This window comes from Pseudoalteromonas sp. DSM 26666 (assembly GCF_900116475.1).
Lineage (GTDB): Bacteria > Pseudomonadota > Gammaproteobacteria > Enterobacterales > Alteromonadaceae > Pseudoalteromonas > Pseudoalteromonas tetraodonis.
In genome coordinates this window covers 304,795-326,800 of sequence record NZ_FPAR01000006.1, presented here as the reverse complement: position 1 = coordinate 326,800, position 22,006 = coordinate 304,795, and the positions used below count along the sequence as shown (strand labels likewise).

The 22,006-nt window shown below is 40.3% G+C and carries 16 protein-coding genes and 1 tRNA gene; 16 read left to right on the top strand and 1 reads right to left on the bottom strand.

The features are described 5' to 3' along the window. The first annotated feature begins 182 nt into the window (after positions 1-182). The 11 genes from trmJ (at position 183) to BM380_RS13300 (ending at position 13,248) form a co-directional block, all read left to right on the top strand. Entirely contained in the window at positions 183-908 is a 726-nt protein-coding gene (gene trmJ, locus BM380_RS13350; protein WP_013463999.1) for a tRNA (cytosine(32)/uridine(32)-2'-O)-methyltransferase TrmJ, read from the top strand. Between the two features lie 202 nt (positions 909-1,110). Continuing rightward, positions 1,111-1,602, top strand: coding sequence for a Fe-S cluster assembly transcriptional regulator IscR (iscR, locus tag BM380_RS13345; protein ID WP_028834540.1), 492 nt, complete (start codon positions 1,111-1,113; stop codon positions 1,600-1,602). 24 nt (positions 1,603-1,626) lie between these two features. Beyond that, positions 1,627-2,844, top strand: a complete 1,218-nt coding sequence (locus tag BM380_RS13340) for an IscS subfamily cysteine desulfurase (RefSeq protein ID WP_008113922.1) — start codon at positions 1,627-1,629, stop codon at positions 2,842-2,844. Positions 2,845-2,884: 40 nt separating this feature from the next. Continuing rightward, on the top strand, positions 2,885-3,268 hold the full coding sequence (iscU, locus tag BM380_RS13335) for a Fe-S cluster assembly scaffold IscU (RefSeq protein ID WP_008467675.1): 384 nt from the start codon (positions 2,885-2,887) through the stop codon (positions 3,266-3,268). A 9-nt stretch (positions 3,269-3,277) separates the two neighbouring features. Further along, complete coding sequence (iscA, locus tag BM380_RS13330; RefSeq protein ID WP_008113924.1) at positions 3,278-3,601, top strand: iron-sulfur cluster assembly protein IscA; 324 nt, start codon at positions 3,278-3,280, stop codon at positions 3,599-3,601. A 70-nt stretch (positions 3,602-3,671) separates the two neighbouring features. Further along, positions 3,672-4,199, top strand: coding sequence for a co-chaperone HscB (gene hscB, locus BM380_RS13325; RefSeq protein ID WP_008113925.1), 528 nt, complete (start codon positions 3,672-3,674; stop codon positions 4,197-4,199). A gap of 41 nt (positions 4,200-4,240) precedes the next feature. Then, positions 4,241-6,103, top strand: coding sequence for a Fe-S protein assembly chaperone HscA (gene hscA, locus BM380_RS13320; protein ID WP_090494793.1), 1,863 nt, complete (start codon positions 4,241-4,243; stop codon positions 6,101-6,103). Positions 6,104-6,114: 11 nt separating this feature from the next. Further along, on the top strand, positions 6,115-6,453 hold the full coding sequence (fdx, locus tag BM380_RS13315) for an ISC system 2Fe-2S type ferredoxin (RefSeq protein WP_008113929.1): 339 nt from the start codon (positions 6,115-6,117) through the stop codon (positions 6,451-6,453). Positions 6,454-7,248: 795 nt separating this feature from the next. Further along, positions 7,249-8,676, top strand: a complete 1,428-nt coding sequence (locus BM380_RS13310) for an NAD-dependent succinate-semialdehyde dehydrogenase (protein WP_090494792.1) — start codon at positions 7,249-7,251, stop codon at positions 8,674-8,676. A 473-nt stretch (positions 8,677-9,149) separates the two neighbouring features. Beyond that, entirely contained in the window at positions 9,150-10,691 is a 1,542-nt protein-coding gene (locus tag BM380_RS13305; RefSeq protein ID WP_090494790.1) for a methyl-accepting chemotaxis protein, read from the top strand. Between the two features lie 4 nt (positions 10,692-10,695). Next, positions 10,696-13,248: a sensor domain-containing protein gene (locus BM380_RS13300; RefSeq protein ID WP_090494789.1), complete on the top strand. Its 2,553-nt coding sequence runs from the start codon at positions 10,696-10,698 to the stop codon at positions 13,246-13,248. Positions 13,249-13,538: 290 nt separating this feature from the next. On the opposite strand, the gene BM380_RS13295 is transcribed toward BM380_RS13300, so the two are convergent. Next, positions 13,539-13,614: transfer RNA gene (locus BM380_RS13295), tRNA-His, on the bottom strand. 1,227 nt (positions 13,615-14,841) lie between these two features. Here BM380_RS13295 and BM380_RS13285 point away from each other — a divergent pair. The 5 genes from BM380_RS13285 (at position 14,842) to wecB (ending at position 21,840) form a co-directional block, all read left to right on the top strand. After that, positions 14,842-15,660, top strand: a complete 819-nt coding sequence (locus BM380_RS13285) for a mechanosensitive ion channel family protein (RefSeq protein ID WP_013464003.1) — start codon at positions 14,842-14,844, stop codon at positions 15,658-15,660. 107 nt (positions 15,661-15,767) lie between these two features. Beyond that, positions 15,768-16,550 (top strand): DUF481 domain-containing protein, encoded by a 783-nt coding sequence (locus BM380_RS13280; RefSeq protein ID WP_013464005.1) that lies wholly within the window; start codon positions 15,768-15,770, stop codon positions 16,548-16,550. A 122-nt stretch (positions 16,551-16,672) separates the two neighbouring features. Then, a complete protein-coding gene (locus BM380_RS13275; RefSeq protein ID WP_090494786.1) occupies positions 16,673-19,339 on the top strand; it encodes an SLBB domain-containing protein in 2,667 nt (888 codons plus the stop codon). Between the two features lie 374 nt (positions 19,340-19,713). After that, complete coding sequence (locus BM380_RS13270; protein WP_090494784.1) at positions 19,714-20,664, top strand: Wzz/FepE/Etk N-terminal domain-containing protein; 951 nt, start codon at positions 19,714-19,716, stop codon at positions 20,662-20,664. A gap of 48 nt (positions 20,665-20,712) precedes the next feature. Then, the gene (gene wecB / locus BM380_RS13265; RefSeq protein ID WP_090494783.1) at positions 20,713-21,840 is read left to right on the top strand and encodes a non-hydrolyzing UDP-N-acetylglucosamine 2-epimerase; all 1,128 of its coding nucleotides are present in this window, start codon (positions 20,713-20,715) and stop codon (positions 21,838-21,840) included. The last annotated feature ends 166 nt before the right edge of the window (positions 21,841-22,006 follow it).

Here is a 22,006-nt window from a genome sequence, read left to right as displayed (position 1 = left end):
AACCCCGAACCCCGAACCCCGAACCCCGAACCCCGAACCCCGAACCCCGAACCCCGAACCCCGAACCCCGAACCCCGAACCCCGAACTGATCTTTTAGATCTCGACTATTGAATATAGGATCTCAGCGCGTTTTCATGCTAGAATTTGCGCAATTTTTTTGTACTCGATAAGTAGCACTGTAATGATCTTAGATGATATTCGCATCGTTTTAGTAAACACATCACACTCTGGTAACATTGGTTCAGCGGCGCGCGCCATGAAAACCATGGGATTATCAAAGTTATACCTTGTTGATCCAGCCTGTGAAATAGACAGTCATGCAAGTGCGCTTGCTGCAGGTGCGACTGATGTACTAGGTAATGCTGTTATTGTTGATAGTGTTGCAGATGCGATTGCTGATTGTGCATTAACGATTGGTACTAGCGCCCGCTCGCGTACATTGTCGTGGCCTATGGTAGAGCCGAGAGAATGTGGTGAAAAGCTTGTTGGCGAAGCCGTAAACGGCCCTGTAGCGCTTGTGTTTGGCCGTGAAAACAGTGGCTTAACTAATGAAGAATTACAACTGTGTAATTACCATGTGTGTATTCCTGCTAACCCAGAATACAGCTCACTTAATTTAGCCATGGCTGTGCAAACCTTATGTTATGAAACGCGTATGGCGTTTTTAAATCAGCAACCTAAGGCTGTTCAAGAAGAAGACGACACCCTATATCCATCCTCTAAACAAACAGAACTGTTTTACGAACATCTTGAAGACACTTTGTTTAAAACAGGCTTCATTATTAAGCAGCACCCAGGCATGGTAATGACTAAGCTACGTCGCTTGTTTAATCGTGCTCGCCCTGAAGATGCTGAAATGAACATATTACGAGGTATTCTTACCTCAATTAATAAGTCTATAAAATAGCAATTAGTTATAAATAGCGCCCTTTATTGCTCTACTAATACTTGACTAAATTACTCAGGTAATTACAATAGACCCAATACTTGACCAAAACAGTCGGGTATTACAAGTTTATCGGCTGGCATTCGAGGCTAGCCAATCAGGATAATACTTGACTAATCTACTCTGGTAATTAAAATTTGCACTCTTTTGTGCGGGGGGCGTTATGAAGTTAACATCAAAAGGCAGATACGCCGTTACAGCCATGCTGGATGTTGCACTACATGCAAATATAGGCCCTGTAGCGCTTGCAGATATTTCGCAGCGCCAAGAAATTTCTTTGTCTTATCTTGAGCAATTATTTGCCCGTTTACGTAAAAATGGGCTAGTGAGTTCTGTTCGAGGTCCTGGTGGGGGCTATTTACTAGGACGTAAGGCTGACGTAATTTCAGTTGGCGATGTTATCAATGCGGTAGATGAATCTGTTGACGCTACACGGTGTCAGCGAAGCAATACTGGTTGTCAAAGTGGTATGCGTTGTTTAACCCATACATTGTGGTCAGACTTAAGCGCACGAATTGAAGAATTTTTAAATAATATTACCTTAGCTGAACTGGTTGAAAAGTCGGACGTTAAAGCGGTCGCTCTTCGCCAAGAAAACAGCGTTAATGATGCAATTAAGCAGTTGGAAAATATTCAAGTAAGCTGTCAACTTTAAGGTTGACCTGCAGCGGAGAGAGAAATGAAGTTACCGATTTATTTAGATTACGCAGCAACTACGCCTGTTGACGAACGAGTTGCCAAAGAAATGATGCAGTGCCTGACTATGGACGGTAATTTTGGTAATCCAGCATCGCGTTCACACCGTTTTGGTTGGCAAGCTGAAGAAGTCGTTGACCAAGCACGTACTGACATTGCTGATTTAATTAATGCAGACCCACGTGAAATTGTATTCACATCGGGTGCAACAGAATCAAATAACCTTGCTATTAAAGGTGCAGCTCAGTTTTACAAGAAAAAAGGTAAGCATGTTATTACCGCTAAAACTGAACACAAAGCGGTTATCGACACATGTCGTGAACTTGAACGCCAAGGGTTTGAAGTAACCTACATGGACGTTGAAGAAAACGGCCTACTTGATCTGCAAAAATTAGCAGACACCATGCGTGACGACACCGTGCTTGTAAGTATTATGCATGTAAATAACGAGCTAGGTGTAATCCAAGACATCAATACTATTGGTGAAATGTGCCGCGAACGTAAAATTATGTTCCACGTAGATGCAGCACAAAGCGCGGGTAAAGTTTTAATTGACGTGCAACAAACCAAAGTAGATTTTATGTCATTCTCGGCGCACAAAGTATACGGCCCTAAAGGCGTAGGTGCTTTGTATGTTCGTCGTAAACCACGTGCACGTTTAGAAGCACAAATGCACGGTGGTGGCCATGAACGTGGTATGCGTTCTGGTACATTAGCGACCCATCAATTAGTGGGTATGGGCGCAGCATTTAGAATTGCAAAACAAGATTTTGAAAAAGATCATGCACACATCAGTGCGTTACGTAAACGCCTAATCGACGGCATTTTAACAGATATGGACGAAGTGTACTTTAATGGCACGCAAGACCAATCAGTACCTGGTATTGTCAACATTAGCTTTAACTTTGTTGAAGGTGAGTCGTTATTAATGGCCGTTAAAGATATTGCGGTATCGTCAGGTTCAGCCTGTACATCTGCAAGTTTAGAGCCTTCTTACGTATTACGTGCATTAGGTCGCAACGATGAATTAGCGCACAGCTCGATTCGTTTTAGTATTGGCCGCTTTACCACCGAAGAAGAGATTGATTACACCGTTGAGCTAATGAAAAACTCGATTGGCCGTTTACGTGAAATGTCTCCTCTTTGGGAAATGCACCAAGAAGGTGTTGATTTAGATTCAGTTGAATGGGCGCACCACTAATTAGTGGAGCCCATACCTAGCAGGTAGTGAGGATAGAATTATGGCTTACAGTGATAAAGTAATCGACCACGTAGAAAACCCACGTAACGTAGGTGCTCTAGATAAAAACGATCCGTCAGTGGCAACGGGTATGGTAGGCGCACCAGCATGTGGTGACGTAATGAAATTGCAAATTAAAGTATCGGCAGACGGCGTTATTGAAGATGCAAAATTCAAAACGTACGGCTGTGGTAGCGCAATTGCTTCATCTTCGCTGGTAACAGAGTGGGTTAAAGGCAAAACATTAGACGAAGCTGCGACTATCAAAAATACCGATATCAGCGCAGAGCTAGAATTACCACCAGTGAAAATTCACTGCTCAATTTTAGCCGAAGATGCAATTCAAGCAGCAATTGCAGATTACAAAAGCAAACATACAAACTAAGAGATATTCATGGCAGTGACATTGACAGATGCGGCAGCAAACCGCGTACAATCATTTTTAGCAAACCGTGGTAAAGGCATTGGCCTGCGAGTTGGCATTAAAACGACGGGCTGTTCAGGTCTTGCTTATGTTCTAGAGTTTGTTGATGAGCTAAACGATGACGATGAAACATTTGCGGCCAAAGGCGTTACCTTAATTGTTGACGCTAAAAGCTTAGTTTATATCGACGGCACTGAGCTCGACTACACTAAAGAAGGTTTAAATGAAGGGTTTAAATTTAATAACCCTAACCAAGCTGATGAGTGTGGCTGTGGCGAAAGCTTTACCGTTTAAGCTCAAACTTGTTTTAAGATATAAATAAGCCCTGCCAGTTAATGTAGGGCTTTGTCATTTGTGAGAAGTTATGCGTTATTTTGAGTTATTTGCAATACCGGTTGACTACAATATTGACTTAGCAATGATCAACAAGCACTACTTAGAACTTCAACGTGCTGTACACCCTGATCGTCATGCTAATGCCAGCAGTCGTGATAAATTAATGGCCGTACAAAGTACCGCTGAAATTAACGACGCATTACAAACACTTAAGCATCCGGTTAAACGTGCTGAATATATGTTGAGTGAGCTGGGCGTTGATATTCGCGCAGAGCAGCAAACACTGCAAGATCCCATGTTCTTGATGCAACAAATGGAACTGCGCGAAGAGCTTGAAGAACTTCCCTCTGCAAGTGATCCAGATATCGCTATTGCTAATTTTGAGTCGCAAATAAAGCAATTAAAAGCCCAGTATAGCAACGAATTGGCTGAGCAACTTGCAAGCAACGATGAGCAACAATATCAACACGCTGCTGACAACATTCGCAAATTAAAATTTGTATATAAGTTACAAGACGAACTTGAACGCATTGAAGACAGTTTATTTGACGATTAATTACTTGCTGCAAAGCGAGCAACACGAGTTTAAAGAGCATTATGGCATTATTGCAAATTGCTGAGCCGGGGCAGAGCGCGGCACCACATGAACACAAATTAGCCATTGGAATTGATTTAGGCACTACAAATTCATTAGTGGCAACCGTACAAAGCGGCGAAGCACGCACTATTACTGATGAGTCAGGCGAAGCGATGTTACCCTCAGTGGTTCGTTATCAAGCTGGCGGCATTACCGTGGGTAATGATGCAATGCAAGCGGCTACACTCGATCCGGTTAATACGCTTATTTCAGTGAAGCGTTTTTTAGGTAAAACGCAAACCGAAATAGAACACAGCTATGGCCAACTGCCTTATCAGTTTTGCGATGATGATGGTGCATTGGCTATCGAAACGGCTGCGGGAAAGATTAGCCCAGTTAAAGCCTCAAGTCATATTTTAAATGCATTAAAAGTACGCGCTGAGCAAAGCTTTGGTAATCAAGATATGTTAGGGGCAGTGATTACGGTACCAGCCTATTTTGATGATGCACAGCGTCAAAGCACCAAAGATGCGGCTGAGCTTGCCGGTATTAATGTACTGCGCTTACTAAACGAGCCTACTGCCGCTGCCGTTGCTTACGGTTTAGATTCAGGGCAAGAAGGTATTATCGCCGTTTATGATTTAGGGGGCGGCACTTTTGATATCTCTATTCTGCGTCTTAATAAAGGCGTGTTTGAAGTGCTGGCCACCGGTGGCGATTCAAGCCTAGGCGGCGACGACTTTGACTCGTTATTAGTTGATTACCTAAAACAAGAAACCGGCGTGACAGGCTTATCTCCTTCGGTATTACGCTTATTCATTAATAAAGCCAAAGCCTGTAAAGAAGCACTCAGCCAATACGAAAAAGTGAATGTTGGCCTTGAGTTTGACGATGAAAAATACATGGTTGAAGTAACGCGAGAAAAATTTAATGAGCTCGCTATGCCACTGGTTAAAAAAACGCTCCGCTCATGTCGTCGTGCAGTAAAAGATGCCGGTATTGAAAACCAAGAAGTATTACAAGTTGTAATGGTTGGCGGTTCAACCCGCATGCCGTTGGTTCGTACTCAAGTTGGCGAGTTTTTTGATAAACAGCCACTAACTTCAATTGACCCTGATCGTGTTGTTGCACTTGGTGCTGCGCTTCAAGCTGACGTATTGATTGGTAACAAGCCAGATTCCGACATGTTATTACTTGATGTGTTACCGTTGTCGTTAGGCCTTGAAACAATGGGTGGCTTGGTTGAAAAAATCATTCCACGCAATACCACGATTCCGGTTGCGCGTGCGCAAGAATTTACTACGTTTAAAGATGGTCAAACGGCTATGTCGTTGCATGTTTTACAAGGTGAACGTGAACTGGTTGATGATTGTCGATCGCTGGCAAAATTTAGCTTAAAAGGCATTCCTCCTATGGCGGCGGGGGCGGCGCATATTCGCGTTACCTTTAAAGTAGACGCTGATGGTTTATTAAGCGTGTCGGCAATGGAAAAATCAACGGGTGTTCAAGCAGAAATACAAGTAAAACCGTCGTTTGGTTTGTCTGACGACCAAGTTGCTAATATGCTTAAAGAGTCGATGAGTAACGCTAAAGGCGATATGCAAGCGCGTATGCTTAAAGAGCAACAAGTTGAAGCGCTTCGTGTAATAGAAGCGATGGAAGCCTCATTAGCTGCTGATGGCGATTTACTTGAGCCTGAGCAATTAGCGACGCTAAAAGTGGAAATAAACGAACTTGCAAAAGTACGCGAGAGTGCGCAAGAGCCAAGCGAAATTAAAGCGGCCATTGAAAAAATGGATAATGCGAGCAGTGATTTTGCCGCGCGCAGAATGGACGCGTCAATTAAAAAAGCCTTAACGGGTCAGTCAGTAGACAATATATAAGAGAGATTAGAATGCCACAAATTGTTTTTCTTCCCCATCCGGAGTTGTGTCCTGACGGTGCAGCAATAGAAGCGCCCGCTGGCGAAACGGTACTTGATATCGCGCTTAAAAATGGCATTAGCATTCCTCATGCCTGTGAAAAATCATGTGCATGTACAACGTGTCATTTAGTGATCCGTGAAGGTTTTGACTCATTAGATGAAAGTGATGATCTAGAAGATGATATGCTAGATAAAGCATGGGGTTTAGAGCCTGAATCGCGCTTAGGTTGCCAAGCAATTATCAGAGATGAAGACTTAGTGGTTGAAATACCTAAGTACAATCTCAATATCGTTAATGAAGAACACTAGTTTTTAATTAATGACTATCATATTAAAAGCCGCTGTTTGATACAGCGGCTTTTTTGTTTTAGGCGAAGATTTATGCCGCGCAGACAAATCTTTTGTAGACGTAGAGCTTTCTCAAGTTAGCCTTGCAGCGGCTCATTATTTGATTTTTTAGTGATTTATTCACCACAGAGAGCACAGAGAAAGTGAGCAAAGGCAAAGGTTTAGTGTTATTTACCTTAACCCCTCGGTGTAGCGCGAAGCGCCTTTGTATTCTCTGTGGTGTAAATATTTTGTAGGCGGGGCTTTACGCCGAGCAGAAGTAGCAGCGGGTTTACCCCGCGTCTTTTTAAAGTTAAAGGCGAAAGGCAAAAGGTTACGAGCGGCGGGCTGCGAGACGCGGGTAAATTAAAATAGCCTGTAGGCGCGGCTTTACGCCGCGAAAATGTGGTTAAAGGTAATAAAATTATGCACAAAGAGGTTAAGAGACGCTGCGCTTTTTGAGGAAGTGACAAAACAATTAATTACTCAGGCTAATGGTTAGTGTTTTCTCATTTTCTTCTCATTCACTTCTCTTTGTGCATATGCTTTTTAAAGCGGTTTTATCCCGCGTTTGTTAGTAATTTTATTTACCACAGAGATTACAGAGTGCGCAGAGGAAGTGAATAAATACAAAGGTTGAAGGTAAAGGGTTACGGGCAGCGGGTAAATTAAAATGAATAAGTCTTGTAGCGTTAACCACAAGGCTTTTTTAATTTATCGAAGCCCGAAGCCCGAAGCCCGAAGCCCAAAACCCAAAACCCATTTTGGAGGTATATTTTGAGTGATCTTATTTTTTCAGACTCGTTTATTAACGGTGAATTTTATCAAACCAACTCACGCTTTAGCGTTGATGATCCGGCCACCGAACAAAGTATTGTTGATGTAAGTGATATTGACGAGCAAGGCGTAAAAAATGCCATAACAGCAGCACAAGGCGCTTTTGTAAAATTAAAAGCCACCAATGCGACCGAGCGAAGCGACACCCTGATGCGTTGGTATGATCTAGTAATAAAGCACAAACAAACGCTAGCTACACTTATGACTAAAGAGCAGGGAAAACCGCTTAAAGAATCTCTTGGTGAAATAGATTATGGCGCCGGTTTTATTAAATGGTTTGCAGAGGAAGCTAAACGCAGCTACGGCGATGTTATCCCCGCAACCGATAACAGTCATCGTTTAACTAGCTTCAAGCAACCTATTGGCGTGGTAGCAGGTATTACGCCTTGGAACTTTCCTGTTGCTATGGTGACTCGAAAAGTCGCGCCGGCTTATGCTGCGGGCTGTAGTTTTATACTCAAGCCTTCTGAGCACACACCATTATGTGCTATCGCTTTAGCTTATTTAGCTGATCAGGCTGGCTTTGTTAAAGGTGCATTTAATGTGCTTGTGTCACAAGATGCCAAAAAGGTGGGCAAAATGCTGACCGACTCAGAGGTGGTACGTAAGTTTACTTTTACTGGCTCTACCGGTGTAGGTAAGCAGTTACTCTCTCAATGTGCATCTACAATAAAGCGTACTTCAATGGAATTGGGGGGAAATGCCCCGTTTATAATATTTGATAATGCTGATATTGACGATGCGATTGATGGATTGATGGCGGCCAAATTTAGAAACTCAGGACAAGCTTGTGTTGCAGCAAATCGTATTTTTATTCAGCGTGATATATTAAATGACGTGCTTGAAAAAATTACACCCAAAGTCGCTGCGCTCAAAGTTGCGAACGGTTTTGATGAAAATGCCGACATAGGGCCGCTTATTTATCCCAAAGCAAAAGAGAAAGTGCAACAACTGATTAAAGACGCTCTTGATAAAGGCGCTACGCTAATTGGAGATAACAGCAATTTAGGTGGCAGTTTTCAAAACCCATTAATAGTCACCAATGTCACTACACAAATGGATATTTATCACGAAGAAGTGTTTGGTCCTGTATTAACGGTGATCCCATTTGATGAAGAAAGCGAAGTACTTGCGCTTGCTAATGACGTCCCTTATGGGTTAGCTGCGTACTTTTATAGCCAAAACATTAAACAAATCTATCGTATAAGCGAAGGGCTAGAGTTTGGCATGGTAGGTGTAAATGAGGGCGTTATATCAAACCCAGTTGCGCCGTTTGGTGGTGTAAAGCAATCAGGTCTTGGTCGTGAAGGCGGGCATCAGGGTTTAGATGAGTACTTAGAAGAAAAATACGTATGTATAAAGGTGTAATGATTAAGACTGTTCCGATGAGTTAATGGTTGTAAGATAAAACTCGGTTAAATGTTGCTAGATAATGGGCTAAATGTTACCTTTTTAATATATATTTTTCGTAACAAAATAGTAAAAAAATTTCTATAAGTAGAAATACCCCCGTGTGTAAATGCCACCATTTGGTGGCATTTTTTTTAGCCACTTTTTTGGCGAACCTTATCACTTCGGTCTAAAATTACTCTATAAGCAGTGATTGGTGTTTAAACTTTGTATATAAGCTTAAAATAAAGTAATAACTATTCTCGTTTGTTTTTGTGAGTTTTTGTAACCTCATGTTTTTAAATGTATATTTTTACTAAGCTGAGGTGTAATATGAAGTTTCAGGCTCTTTTGAACTGTTAGAATATAGTAATAATGTATAATTGTGTTTTATACATTTATAAATTAACATCCCGCAAATTCACCCATTAAAAAATAATGAAGCACCCACTATGAGTAGAAGAAATCAAGCAACGGTAGACCAGGAAGTTTCGTTTGGCATTGACGAAGAATTAGTTTCTACAACAGATTTACGAGGGGTTATCACCTATGCAAATGATAGCTTTTGTAAAGTTTCAGGGTATACCATCAATGAGTTAAAAGGGAAAAATCATAATATGGTTCGTCACCCAGATATGCCACCTGCGGCATTTGGTGATATGTGGTCTAATTTAAAAAGCGATACCGCATGGCGAGGAGCTGTAAAAAATAGATGTAAAGATGGGCGTTATTACTGGGTTGATGCATTTGTTACCCCTATTTACGAAAACGGTAAAAAAGTAGGTTATCAATCAGTTCGTCAACAACTCCTTCCAGAATATAAACACCGCGCAGAAAAGCTTTACCAACGTTTAAACAACGGTCAATCAATTACGCCTTTAAGTGAAAAATTAGCTGCATTTAAATTGCCTCTATTTATTGGGTGTGCCGCTTTAATTGCTTGGTTAACAAGTTACATGTTCTGGTTATGTTTGCTGTTTGTTCCTCTGCCTTTTGTTATTTTTTATGAAGAGTTAATTCGCTCGCAAAGCAAAATCAAAAAAACCAAAGCAGGCCCAGATAGCGTATCTCGGCATATTTATTCTGGTAGCGATAGCCTCAGCTATAGTGATTTTCAGATTAAATTACTTGAGGGTAAAGTAACGACCATTGTTGGGCGTATTATTGATGGCACTTTAAGCCTTAGCAAAGGAGCTGATTCGCTTAAAGTTTGTGCTGAAGCTGCGCAGGCTGGCGTTGAAAAAGAAGCGTCTGAATTACATCAGGTATCGTCTGCGGTCGAAGAAATGGTGCATTCAATTGACGAGGTAGCAAAAAATACCTTAATCACTAATCAACGAGTGCAACAAGCTCACCAAGATTGTGAGTCAGCAACGCAAGCCATGTCAGGGACAATGCGAGAGGTGTCGTTACTTGCAACTGAAGTTGATAACTCAGCAAGCTCTGCGAGCGAGTTAGCAACAGAGGCTGAAAAAATTGGTGGAATAATGCAAGAGATACAAGGGATTGCCGATCAAACAAATTTACTTGCACTCAATGCCGCTATTGAGGCCGCGCGTGCTGGTGAACATGGCCGAGGTTTCTCGGTTGTTGCTGATGAGGTACGTGCACTCTCAAGCAGAACGCATACCGCCACAGAGCAAATTCAAGTCTCAATATCTGAAATGCAATCTACGCTACTCAACTGGTCAAAAACAATGGAAGCGGGTAAACACGCTGCTGAAACATGTGTTAAAGAAACCCGTAATAGCCAAGATATCGTCTCAAAAGTCTATGCAGCAATTACAGATATTTCCGATTTAGCAACGCAAATATCAACCGCTGCGGAAGAGCAAAGCATGGTATCGCAAGAAATTAGCCGCAATATTTCCAATATTAGTAGTGCGTCTTCAGAAAACTTAGCCCAAGCGCATTGTGTAGGAGCAGAGTCTGATGCGATTGAAAAGCACTCTAAAGCATTAGCGTCATTAGGTCTTTCTTTCAAAGTAGGTTAGTAAAGTGAGCAAGGATAGCAAGCAGTTAGATATAGGTACAGCCTATGATGTATCGTATTCTCAATGTGCAAATTTAAGTGCACAATTGAGAGCACTGCAGCACGAAATTAAAGCGGATTACTTATTTATTGCTTCTGTAAATGAAGATAAATTAGCAACTACGCAGTTGGTTTTACATAACGCAGAGGTCGTTGATAACTTTTCTTATTCGCTAGAAGGCTCGCCTTGTGAACAGCTACCTTCAAAAAGTGCGTGTTTTATAACGGATGAATTACAACAACACTACCCTGAAAATAAGCTACTAAAAACTATAAATGCGCAAGCTTACATTGGCGTCTCTATAAGCAATGATGAAGGCCAATTCAGCGGCGTACTGGTTGGTCTTTATTTAAATAGCAACTCAACAATTAAGCACCACCTACCAAGGCTAATTAGCTTTGCGAGTTATACAGCAGTGTTCCTGCAAAAGTGTTTTTTAGAAGATAAATCAAGCTCACAGCAATCACTATTTAGTGCTGTTGAAGCTATGTCGAAGGTAGGCACGTGGGAATACAAAATCTCAACCGGCGAGCTAAATTATTCACCCGAGGTTTATAATATTTATGGCCTTGATAAGCGCAAACCGCTCACGACCACACAAGCGATTGCGCATTATGCTGGTGAAAAAGAGCAAGCGCGTATTCGTGATTTTTTTAATCGTTTGCAAACACATGGCCTTCCTTATTGTGAGGATTTTGAGTTTGTAGATGCTCATGGCAATAAAAAGTGGGTTCGTACGAGTGGTCACCCTGTTTTTAATGATGATCATCAGGTTATTAAAGTGCATGGTGCTTTTGAAGATGTCACTTTAGAGTATGAGTTAAAGGCCAAGGTTGATGATAAAAATAATCGCCTTGAAGCTATTTTAAATAACTTAAATGATGCAGTGATCACTATTAATCAGCAAGGCGTTATTGTTCACTGTAACTCAACCGCATTAACTATGTTTGGCTATAAGCAAAATGAAATGCTTGGCTTGTCGATTAACAACTTAATGCCTGAGCCTTATGCGTCTAAGCATCACTCGTATATGCGAAATTATGAGCAAACAGGTGAGGCTAAAATTATTGGTGTTGGTAGGCAACTACCTGCAAGAAAAAAAGACGGCACTATTTTTCAAATAGAATTGTCACTTACCAAAGCAGTTAATGAGCAAAGCGTTGAATATATTGGTGTAGTTAGAGATATTAGTGAAAAACTCAAAGCGCAAGATACCATTTATAATTTAGCTTATTCAGATCCCATAACAGGATTAAAAAATAAGCGGTGGTTTGAGCGCGAATGCAGAAGTTTACTACAAAGTGCCAGCATTAATAATGGCTATATATATGCTGCCTTATTAGATATGGATAAGTTAGCGCAATTTAACTTTAAGTACGGTATTGAGGCGGGCAACGAAGCACTCATTTTAACGGCTAAAAAACTATCAAATGCGGTACAGGGCGAGTACAAGCTATACAAAAGCGGAGTCGATTCTTTTTTAATTATAAGCGCCAATATAAGTAATGACTTATCCTACCTAGAGCAACAACAACCAAGTATTGACTCTAAAATATTAGCGCTAGATAACTTCTCACATAAGATCAGTGATCTTGATGTGGTACTAAGCGCCTCGTTGGGCAGTACAATTATTAATGCGAGTAGAGACTCCTATAGCTCTATGTTTGATAAGTTGGAATACGCACTAAAACAAGCCAAAAAGTTGTCTCCTTTTGGTTATTACTTTGCAGATTTAGATGCATTAAAACGTTACGAACGTACCAATAAGATTCGCTATTTACTAATAAATGTTGATAAAAGTGATGAATTAACACTGGTACTACAGCCACAATTTATTAATGAAAATACCTTTAATTCAGCCGAAGCATTATTACGTTGGGATTCTGAGGAATTAGGCGTAATAAGCCCTGGGGAATTTATACCCCTAGCAGAAGAGAGTGAAGCCATTATTAAAATTGGCGATTGGGTGGTTGATCAAGTATGTAAGTTGCTGCATGAAGTCAGCCGAGCAGGAAAAAACACCTGTATTGCCGTTAACATTAGCGCTAAACAAATTGTAGCCCCCGATTTTAAGGAAAAATTGCTCGCCAGTGTTCATAAGTGGCAAGTGTCGCCATGTAACTTAGTGATAGAGCTGACCGAAACGACTTTAGTGTCAGACATCGAACTAGTAAAAGAGACTATGCTTGAACTTAATAAAAAGGGCTTTAGGTTTTCAATTGATGACTTTGGAACGGGTTATTCAAGCCTGAGTTATTTAAAAGAGTTGCCAATTTCTGAGCTTAAAATAGATAAATACTTTGTCGATGGCATTATGGATACTGATGATAATTCAAGTAAAACTATTGTGAATATGATCATCGACATGGCCAGTGCTTTAGGTGTAAATAGCGTTGCTGAAGGCGTTGAAGAACCCGCGCAATTTAATTATTTAAAGCAGCGCGGTTGCAACTTATTTCAAGGCTATTTATTTTCAAAGCCACTGCCTATTGCACAGTGGAAAGAACGCCTTAAATAATATGTAGCAGCGACTTTATTTTGCGTTTATTAAGTTTACATGTTCAAAGCTTCAAATGCGGGCATCGGGCTTCGAGACGCGGGGTAAATCCACTGCTACGTGTGTAGTTTTTAAATCTATGGTAGCAGCGACGTTATGTCGCGTCAGTTTTAAGATCTAATAAATGCGTAAGGTAAACTCATGCCTACAGACAAGTTGGCGTAGTTTCTTTATTTCTGACTTGGCTTTGTATCGGGTAAATATAATTTAGAGATTAGCTTTAGATATTACTGAGGAAACTTAGAAAATAGTGGGGCGATTGACGGGGCTCGAACCCGCGACAACCGGAATCACAATCCGGGGCTCTACCAACTGAGCTACAACCGCCACTACATACACCTTGTTTGGTGTGGCGCGCATAATACATAATATCCCCATGCTTGTGAAGCAAAAAATCAAAAAAATTAAACTTATTTTAAGTATTCTATATTTAAGCTATTGGCAACGGGCAACGGGCAACGGGCAACGGGCAACGGGCAACGGGCAACGGGCAACGGGCAGATCGAAACTCGAATCCCTAACCCTGAGGCTTTATACCGCGCAAGATTTTCTTCTCTGTGTAGTGTGTAGCGCCTCGGTGTTGTACTCTGTGGTTCAAAATGGTTTGTAGGCGGGGGTTATCACGCGCAGGTGGTTTTAGGCAATAAACTTATTCACAAAGAGGTTAAGAGACGCTGCGCTTTTAGAGCTAGTGAAAAAACAATTAATCACTCAGGCTCATGGTTATTGTTTTCTCATTTACTTCTCATTCACTTCTCTTTGTGCAAAAAGATCTTAAAGAGATTTTATTCACCACAGAGGGGGCAGAGCACACAGAGGAAATGATTAAAGACATATTTTATTTGTTTTGTCTTCTCTGTGTAGCGCGAAGCGCCTCGGTGTACTCTGTGGTTCAAAATGGTTTTTTAGGCGGGGGTTATCCCGCGTTAAAGGCAATAAATTTATTCACAAAGAGGTTAAGAGACGCTGCGCTTTTAGAGCTAGTGAAAAAACAATTAATCACTCGGGCTCATGGTTATTGTTTTCTCATTTACTCCTCATTCACTTCTCTTTGTGTAAAAAATCACAGAGGGGGCAGAGCACACAGAGGAAATGATTAAAGACATGTTTTATTTGTTTTGTCTTCTCTGTGAAGCGCGTAGCGCCTCGGTGTACTCTGTGGTGCAAAAAATTAAAACACTATTTACCACAGAGGTCACAGAGTTCACAGAGGAAGAGATTAAAGACAAAGATTTTAGGTTTTAGGTAGAGATTAAGCCAAGCATGATGTTTGTATTGAACGTGAGCGGTGGTTATCCCGCGCATTTTATTAAACCCTGCGCGAGATAAACTCCCGCCTACGGGTATAAAAAACCTTGCTATATTAACCGTAAGGTTTTTAAATTCCTCGAACCTCGAACCTCGAACCTCGAACCTCGAACCTCGAACCTCGAACCTCGAACCTCGAACCTCGAACCTCGAACCTTGTAAAACGCTGTTGCAAACACCTATTAAAGATTTACAATACAATAAACAACACCGCTAAACTGCTTAATAACACTATCAGGAGTTAATATGGATTCAATACTCAATTGGCTGAATGAAAATTCAGGCTTAATCTTACACTACGGTATTCAGGCAGTTATAGCGCTTGTTATATTTTTACTGGGTGGACGAATTGCTAAATTTTGTGCAAAGTTAACCGAAAAAGCATTCGACAAGAAAAAAGTAGATAAAGCGGTTTCATCGTTTGTCTCTAGTATTGTATATGCCATTGTATTTGCAGCCACTATTTTAATGGCGCTGTCACAAATTGGCATCGAAACCACGTCATTCATTGCTATTTTGGGTGCGGCAGGTTTAGCCGTTGGCTTAGCACTGCAAGGGTCGTTATCTAACTTTGCGTCAGGCGTATTAATTATTCTACTTCGCCCATTTAAATCAGGTGACTACGTTGAAGCGGGCGGTAAAGCCGGTACGATTAAAAAAATCGAAATATTCTCAACTGAAATGCGCACACCCGATAACAAAGTTATTGTAATGCCTAATTCAAAAATCATGTCAGATGCGATCATTAACTACTCGCGCGAATCAACACGCCGCGTTGATCTTGTGATTGGTGTTGGCTACGACGCCGACTTACGAAAAGCAAAAGAAGTACTTAAATCAGTGCTTGATAACGAATCGCGTATTTTAAAAGATCCTGCATACAATGTATCAGTTTCTGAACTTGCCGATTCAAGCGTTAACTTTATAGTGCGCCCGTGGGTTAACTCAGAAGATTACTGGCCAACATATTGGTCGTTAATGGAAAACATTAAAATAGCGTTAGACGACGCAGACATTACCATTCCATTCCCGCAAATGGATGTACATTTACACAAGCAAGACTAATTTTTTAAAATACTTATTTATTAAGGCAGCGCTCAAATTTGATTTATTAGTATGCGCGCTGCTTTTTTTAATAGGTATTAATACACTTTTTACAGGGTTATTTTTTAATGAAACTTAAGCTTTTATCAATATTAGTAGCAGCCTCAGCTACAACCAATGCATTTGCATCAGAAGATGAACAAAAAACCTGGGAAGTTACCAGCGAAGTAGGCGCTATTATTACCAGCGGTAATACCGAAACAACGACCTTAAAAGGCGGTATTAAAGTATTACATAACTTAGAAAGCTGGAATAACGAGTATAAGTTAGACGGCATCTACAAAGAAGATGAAGTAGAGAACGAAAACGGCATAAAAGAAAAACAGCGTACTAACGAAAAGTACTCTATTTCAGCACAAGGTAATTACAAGTTAAATGAAAAGCACGCCCACTTATTTATTTATGGGTCACACGTATCTGACTACTTTGGTGCATACCGAAGTGAGTCGGTTATTTCAGCAGGTTATGGTTTACGTTTACTAAACGAGTCAAACATGAAACTAAATGCTGAAATTGGTCCAGGTTATAAGTACTTTAAATACCCAGATGTAAGCGAAGAGGTTGATGAAAACGGCAACTCACTAGCGGGTGAATACGAAGGCGAAGTAATTGCTTTAGGTAAATTAGACTTTAGCTGGAAAATTTCAGACAACGCGCGTTTTACCCAGTTAGTATCGGTAGAATATGGTGATACCAATACCAAAACTCGCTCAGAAACTGCGCTACTTACTAAAATTAATGGCTCGCTACAAATGAAAGTAGCCTACAATATCACCAATAACTCAGATGTGGCTGATGACAAAGAAGCAACCGACACTGAGACCTCATTAACATTGGTTTACAGCTTTTAACATCAAGTAGTAAATTAATTGTAATAAAACTATGAAAGGGGCTAAAGTCCCTTTTTTATTTGCTCATAAATAATGTATGATACCCAACAATTTTGGTTGTAGACCTAGGGAAATACCTACTCGTGAACGTTATTAAACATTTATTAAGTGCTTTTGTACTTATATGTAGCTTTAGCACATTAGCATTTGCGCCAACAGCCGCTCAACTTGAGCAGTTTCAAAAGTTGCCTAAGTCTCAACAGCAGGCACTTGCAAAGCAATATGGCGTAGATATTTCAAGCCTTGGAGGTGCAGGCAATGCCAGTGGCAAAAATAACGAACAAGATAAACCCACAGTAGGTGAGCGTAATACCGCCGACGAACAAGCTTTTACAGATGAAGAACGCTTTAAGCCCGAAGATAACACGGTAAAACCATTTGGTTACGACTTATTTGCCGGCGAACCCACCACATTTATGCCCAACGAAAACGCCGCAGTACCCGATACGTATTTAGTGGGGCGTGGCGATCAGCTATTAATCAACTTTTACGGTAAAGAAAGCGCAAGCTACGAAGTCATCGTTGATAGGGAAGGACGTATTAACATTCCCGACTTAAGTCCTGTTCAGGTAGCTGGTTTAACCTTTGCTGAAGTTAAAGAGTTAATAAAAGTAAAAGTTGAACAAGAGATTATAGGTGTTAAAGCGTTTGTCTCGCTTGGTAAACTTCGCAGTATTCGTATTTTAGTATTGGGTGAAGCATACAAACCAGGTAGCTATAGTGTGTCGTCATTGACTACAGTGTCGCATGCATTATTTGTAAGTGGTGGCGTGTCGGATATAGCCTCACTGCGTAATATTCAAGTAAAGCGCGGTGGTAAGGTCGTTACTAACTTTGATTTATACGATTTACTTATTCGCGGTGATAGCAGTAACGATACTATTTTAAAGCCGGGTGACGTGGTATTTATACCGTCGGTTGGCGAGCAAGTAACCGTTGATGGTTTAGTAAAACGCCCTGCTATTTTTGAGCTTAAAAAAGGCGAAACGGCAGAACAATTATTAAAAATGGCGGGCGGCATAAAGCCAAATGCTTACGCTAAAAGTGTGATAGTTGAACGTTTTAATAACCAACATAAAGAAGTGCTTTCGGTAGACTTTAGCAAAGAGCAAGTTAACTACATTCCACAAGATGGCGATCGTATTCGTTTTAGCGCCATTGGTGAGCAATACCAAACTTCAATTGGTTTAATTGGGGCTGTAGTACGCCCTGGTAATTACCAGTGGTACAATGGTAAGCGTATTTCAGACATATTAGGCTCAGTACGTGGTGACTTACTACCACAGGCCGATTTAGATTATGCACTAGTAGTGCGCGAAACCAACGTAAATGGTGATATTGAAATTCATCAGTTTGATTTAGCAAAAGCCATTACAAAAAATACTGAGAACAACTTACAACTTAACCCTAACGATAAAATTATTGTATTCAGTCGTTTTGAAGAAAAAGCATTAGAAGATATAGCGCTTGCAAATTTAGCGTTAACTAAAGAGCAGCAAGATCAACAACGCAAAGCAGAGCTTTGGCATGAATACCAACAAAAAGAGTTTGAAAAATACGTTGGTGTGGCGGTTAAAAAGTCAGAGTTTGAAGAGGTAAATCCAAATTTAAGCATGGCGGAAATGCTTGAGAAAAAGCTTAAAGAACAAGAAGAAGATGCGCAAAGTTATGCGTTGTTTAGCCGCCATAATTTACTTAAACCCGTAATTGCTAAGTTAGAGCAGCAGGCCGGTGTAATGCAGGCGATGCAAATAGTGGAAATTAGCGGCAGTGTAATGTACCCAGGCATTTACCCGTTAATGGAAGGCGGTGAAGTAAAAGACCTAATTACTGCGGCGGGCGGCCTGTTAGAATCGGCTTACACACAACAAGCTGAAGTAACAAGAATTGCCAATAACGATGTATCAAACATTGAGCATATTAAGTTTGATTTAAAAAGTGCTATGCAAGGTAAAGCGGCATCTAATATTTCATTACAAAGTAAAGACAGCGTAAATATATTTGCTATACCAAATTGGCAAGAAAACTTAAAAGTAGAGCTAAAGGGTGAACTTAAATTTCCGGGCACCTATACTATTCGCCGCGGTGAAACTTTAAGTAACTTACTAGAACGCGCAGGTGGTTTTTCACAGTTTGCAGCAACTAATGCCGCTGTATTTACTCGCAAGTCAATTAAAGAACAAGAGCAACAACAGCTAGCGCGTTTATCTACCGAGCTTCGCCGTGATATAGCATCAAAAAGCTTTCAAAGTTCAGTAAGTAGCAACACACTTACTTACGAAGAAATGAATAAGTTGCTAAAGGACCTTGCTAACGTTGATGCCGTAGGCCGTTTAGTTATAGATTTACCGCTTATTGTTAACAATCAACAAAACTTAGTACTGCAAGATGGCGATGTACTTTATGTACCTAGTGAACGCGACTCAATCAGTGTAATAGGTGAGGTTAATTACTCTACATCGCACCTATATAAAGCAGGTATCAGCGTAGACGAATATATAGACCTAAGCGGTGGCTTAAAAGAGCGCGCTGCTGATGACCGTATTTACATTATAAAAGCCAACGGCTCAGTAAAAATACCAAATACCGGCAACTGGTTTGCAGTTAATAACTCAAACCAACTTGAACCTGGCGATACCATTGTTGTCCCACTAGATGCAGGCCATATGGATAAGTTAACGCTTTGGAGCACCGCAACACAGATTCTATATCAACTAGGTGTAGCAGTAGCAGCCATAAGCGGTATTTAATATAATGTAGCAGCGGGTTTATCCCGCGTCTGTTAGTTATTTTATTTACCACAGAGGGTAAAGAGAACACAGAGGGAGAGATTAAAGTTAAAGGCTTTTATCAATATAAGCTTTTCTTCTCTGTGTAGCGCGCAGCGCCTCGGTGTACTCTGTGGTTAAAAATGGTTTTGTAAACGGGGCTTTATGCCGCGCAAATGTAGTAGCAGGTTTGGTGTTACGAGGGACGAGCTAAAGTTCCTAAAACCTAAAACAATAACTTGACCTAATGTTCTAGTTATTCAATTTTTGATAGCTGATAGCTGATAGCTGATAGCTGATAGCTGATAGCTGATAGCTGATAGCTGATAGCTGATAGCTGAACTTATGAGATTTAAATGGAAAACAACTCAAACAACCTAAATCAAGCAAATACACCAGTGCAAAACAACATTGCCGATGACGAAATAGACCTACGCGAACTATTTACCGCTATTTGGCAAGGGAAATGGATAATAGTAATTATTACAGCCTTGTTTGCTTCTGCGTCAGTCTACTATGCAGTAAATCTGCCTAATATTTATAAATCTGAAGCGTTATTAGCGCCTGCAGAGCAAGATAAGACAAGTGGCTTGGTAGGTCAGTTTGGTGGCTTGGCCAGCTTAGCAGGAGTGAACTTAGGAGCAAATGGTAATGTTGATAAAACGCAGTTAGCAATTGAAATCCTAAGATCACGTAAATTTAGTCGTGAATTTATAAATAAATATGACATATTACCTGATTTAATGGCGGCTAAAACGTGGAATAGTGAAACAAATACAGTTCTTTATGACGAAAAGTTTTATGATGTAGAGCAAAATAAATGGGTGCGAGAAGTAAAAGCTCCTTATAAACCTGAACCTTCAATGCAAGAGGCTTATAAAAAGTTTATAAAAATTATAAGTGCAAATAAGAACGAAGAAACTGGAATGGTCACTATATCAGTTGAACATGTTTCGCCTGTAGTTGCTCAGCAATGGGTTAATTGGTTAATAGATGATATAAACCAAACAATGAAGGCAAGAGACGTTATTGAAGCTAACGAGAGTACCGATTTCCTGACTCAGCAGTTAGAGCAAACTAAGATTGCTGATATTAGAGCTGTTCTTTATAAGTTAGTTGAAGAGCAGGCAAAGACCATAATGTTTGCAAATGTACGCGATGAGTATGTATTTAAAATAATAGATCCGGCAATTATTCCTGAGCAGAAAGCAAAGCCCGCAAGAGCACTTATCTGCGTTTTAGGTACCTTTTTAGGTGGAATGATCAGTTTCATTATCATTCTTTTTAGATACTTTTTAAAAAAATAATTCGTTGCGATTTTTATTTCATAACCTGCAAATTTAGGAGTGCTTTATATGCTCAACAAGAAAGTACTAGTGGTATTTGGTACACGGCCAGAGGCTATAAAAATGGCTCCTGTTGTACGTGCTCTTTCTAATGATAACCGTTTTGAATCTAAAGTATGTGTTACTGCACAGCATAGAGAAATGTTAGATCAAGTCTTAGATTTATTTGAAATAACTCCTGACTATGATTTAAATTTAATGAAAGCAGGTCAAACATTGCCGGAAGTCACAAGTGGAATTTTATTAGAATTAACTCCTGTACTTAAAGACTTTAAACCTGATGTAGTGCTTGTTCATGGAGATACTGCGACTACATTTTCCGCAAGTTTGGCGGCTTATTATGAGCAAATAGCTGTTGGACATGTTGAAGCTGGCTTACGTACTGGAAATATATATTCACCGTGGCCTGAAGAAGGAAACCGCAAATTAACTGGGGCACTTACAAAGTATCACTTTGCGCCAACGGATACTTCTAAAGCGAACTTACTAAAAGAAGATTATGCAGAAAAAAGTATTTTCATAACTGGTAATACAGTGATAGACGCCTTGTTAATGGTTAAGCAGCAAATAGAAGACAACACCGAATTAAGTAGCACCTTGGCTGAGCAGTTCTCAATGCTTGATGAAAGTAAAAAGCTTATTTTAGTAACAGGGCATCGTCGTGAAAGTTTTGGTGGTGGTTTTGAGCGAATATGCGAAGCATTAGCGCAAACAGCTAAAAATCATCCAGATTGTCAAATACTCTATCCTGTTCACTTAAACCCTAATGTTCAAGAACCAGTCAATCGTATTTTAAAGAGTATAAATAATATACATCTAGTCGAGCCTCAACAGTATTTGCCTTTTGTTTACTTAATGAATCGTGCGAACATTATTTTAACTGATTCTGGTGGCATTCAAGAGGAGGCACCTAGCCTAGGTAAGCCTGTACTTGTTATGCGCGATACTACGGAGCGACCAGAGGCTGTAGATGCAGGTACAGTAAAATTAGTTGGTACTGATGTGGTTAAAATAACTACAGCATTGAATGAACTATTAGAAAATGACATAGCATATAAGGAAATGAGCCGTGCCCATAATCCTTATGGAGATGGTAAAGCGTGCCAACGCATTTGCGATATTTTAGCAAAAGATTAATTGGTAGTATTGATTTTATATCGCGTCACAATATTAAAAAGAATATATTCACAAGCTATAAAACATATAAACAATGCTTGTATCAAAAAATTTAAAATTAGAATTTTGTAGAACCTAGAACCTAGAACCTAGAACCTAGAACCTAGAACCTAGAACCTAGAACCTA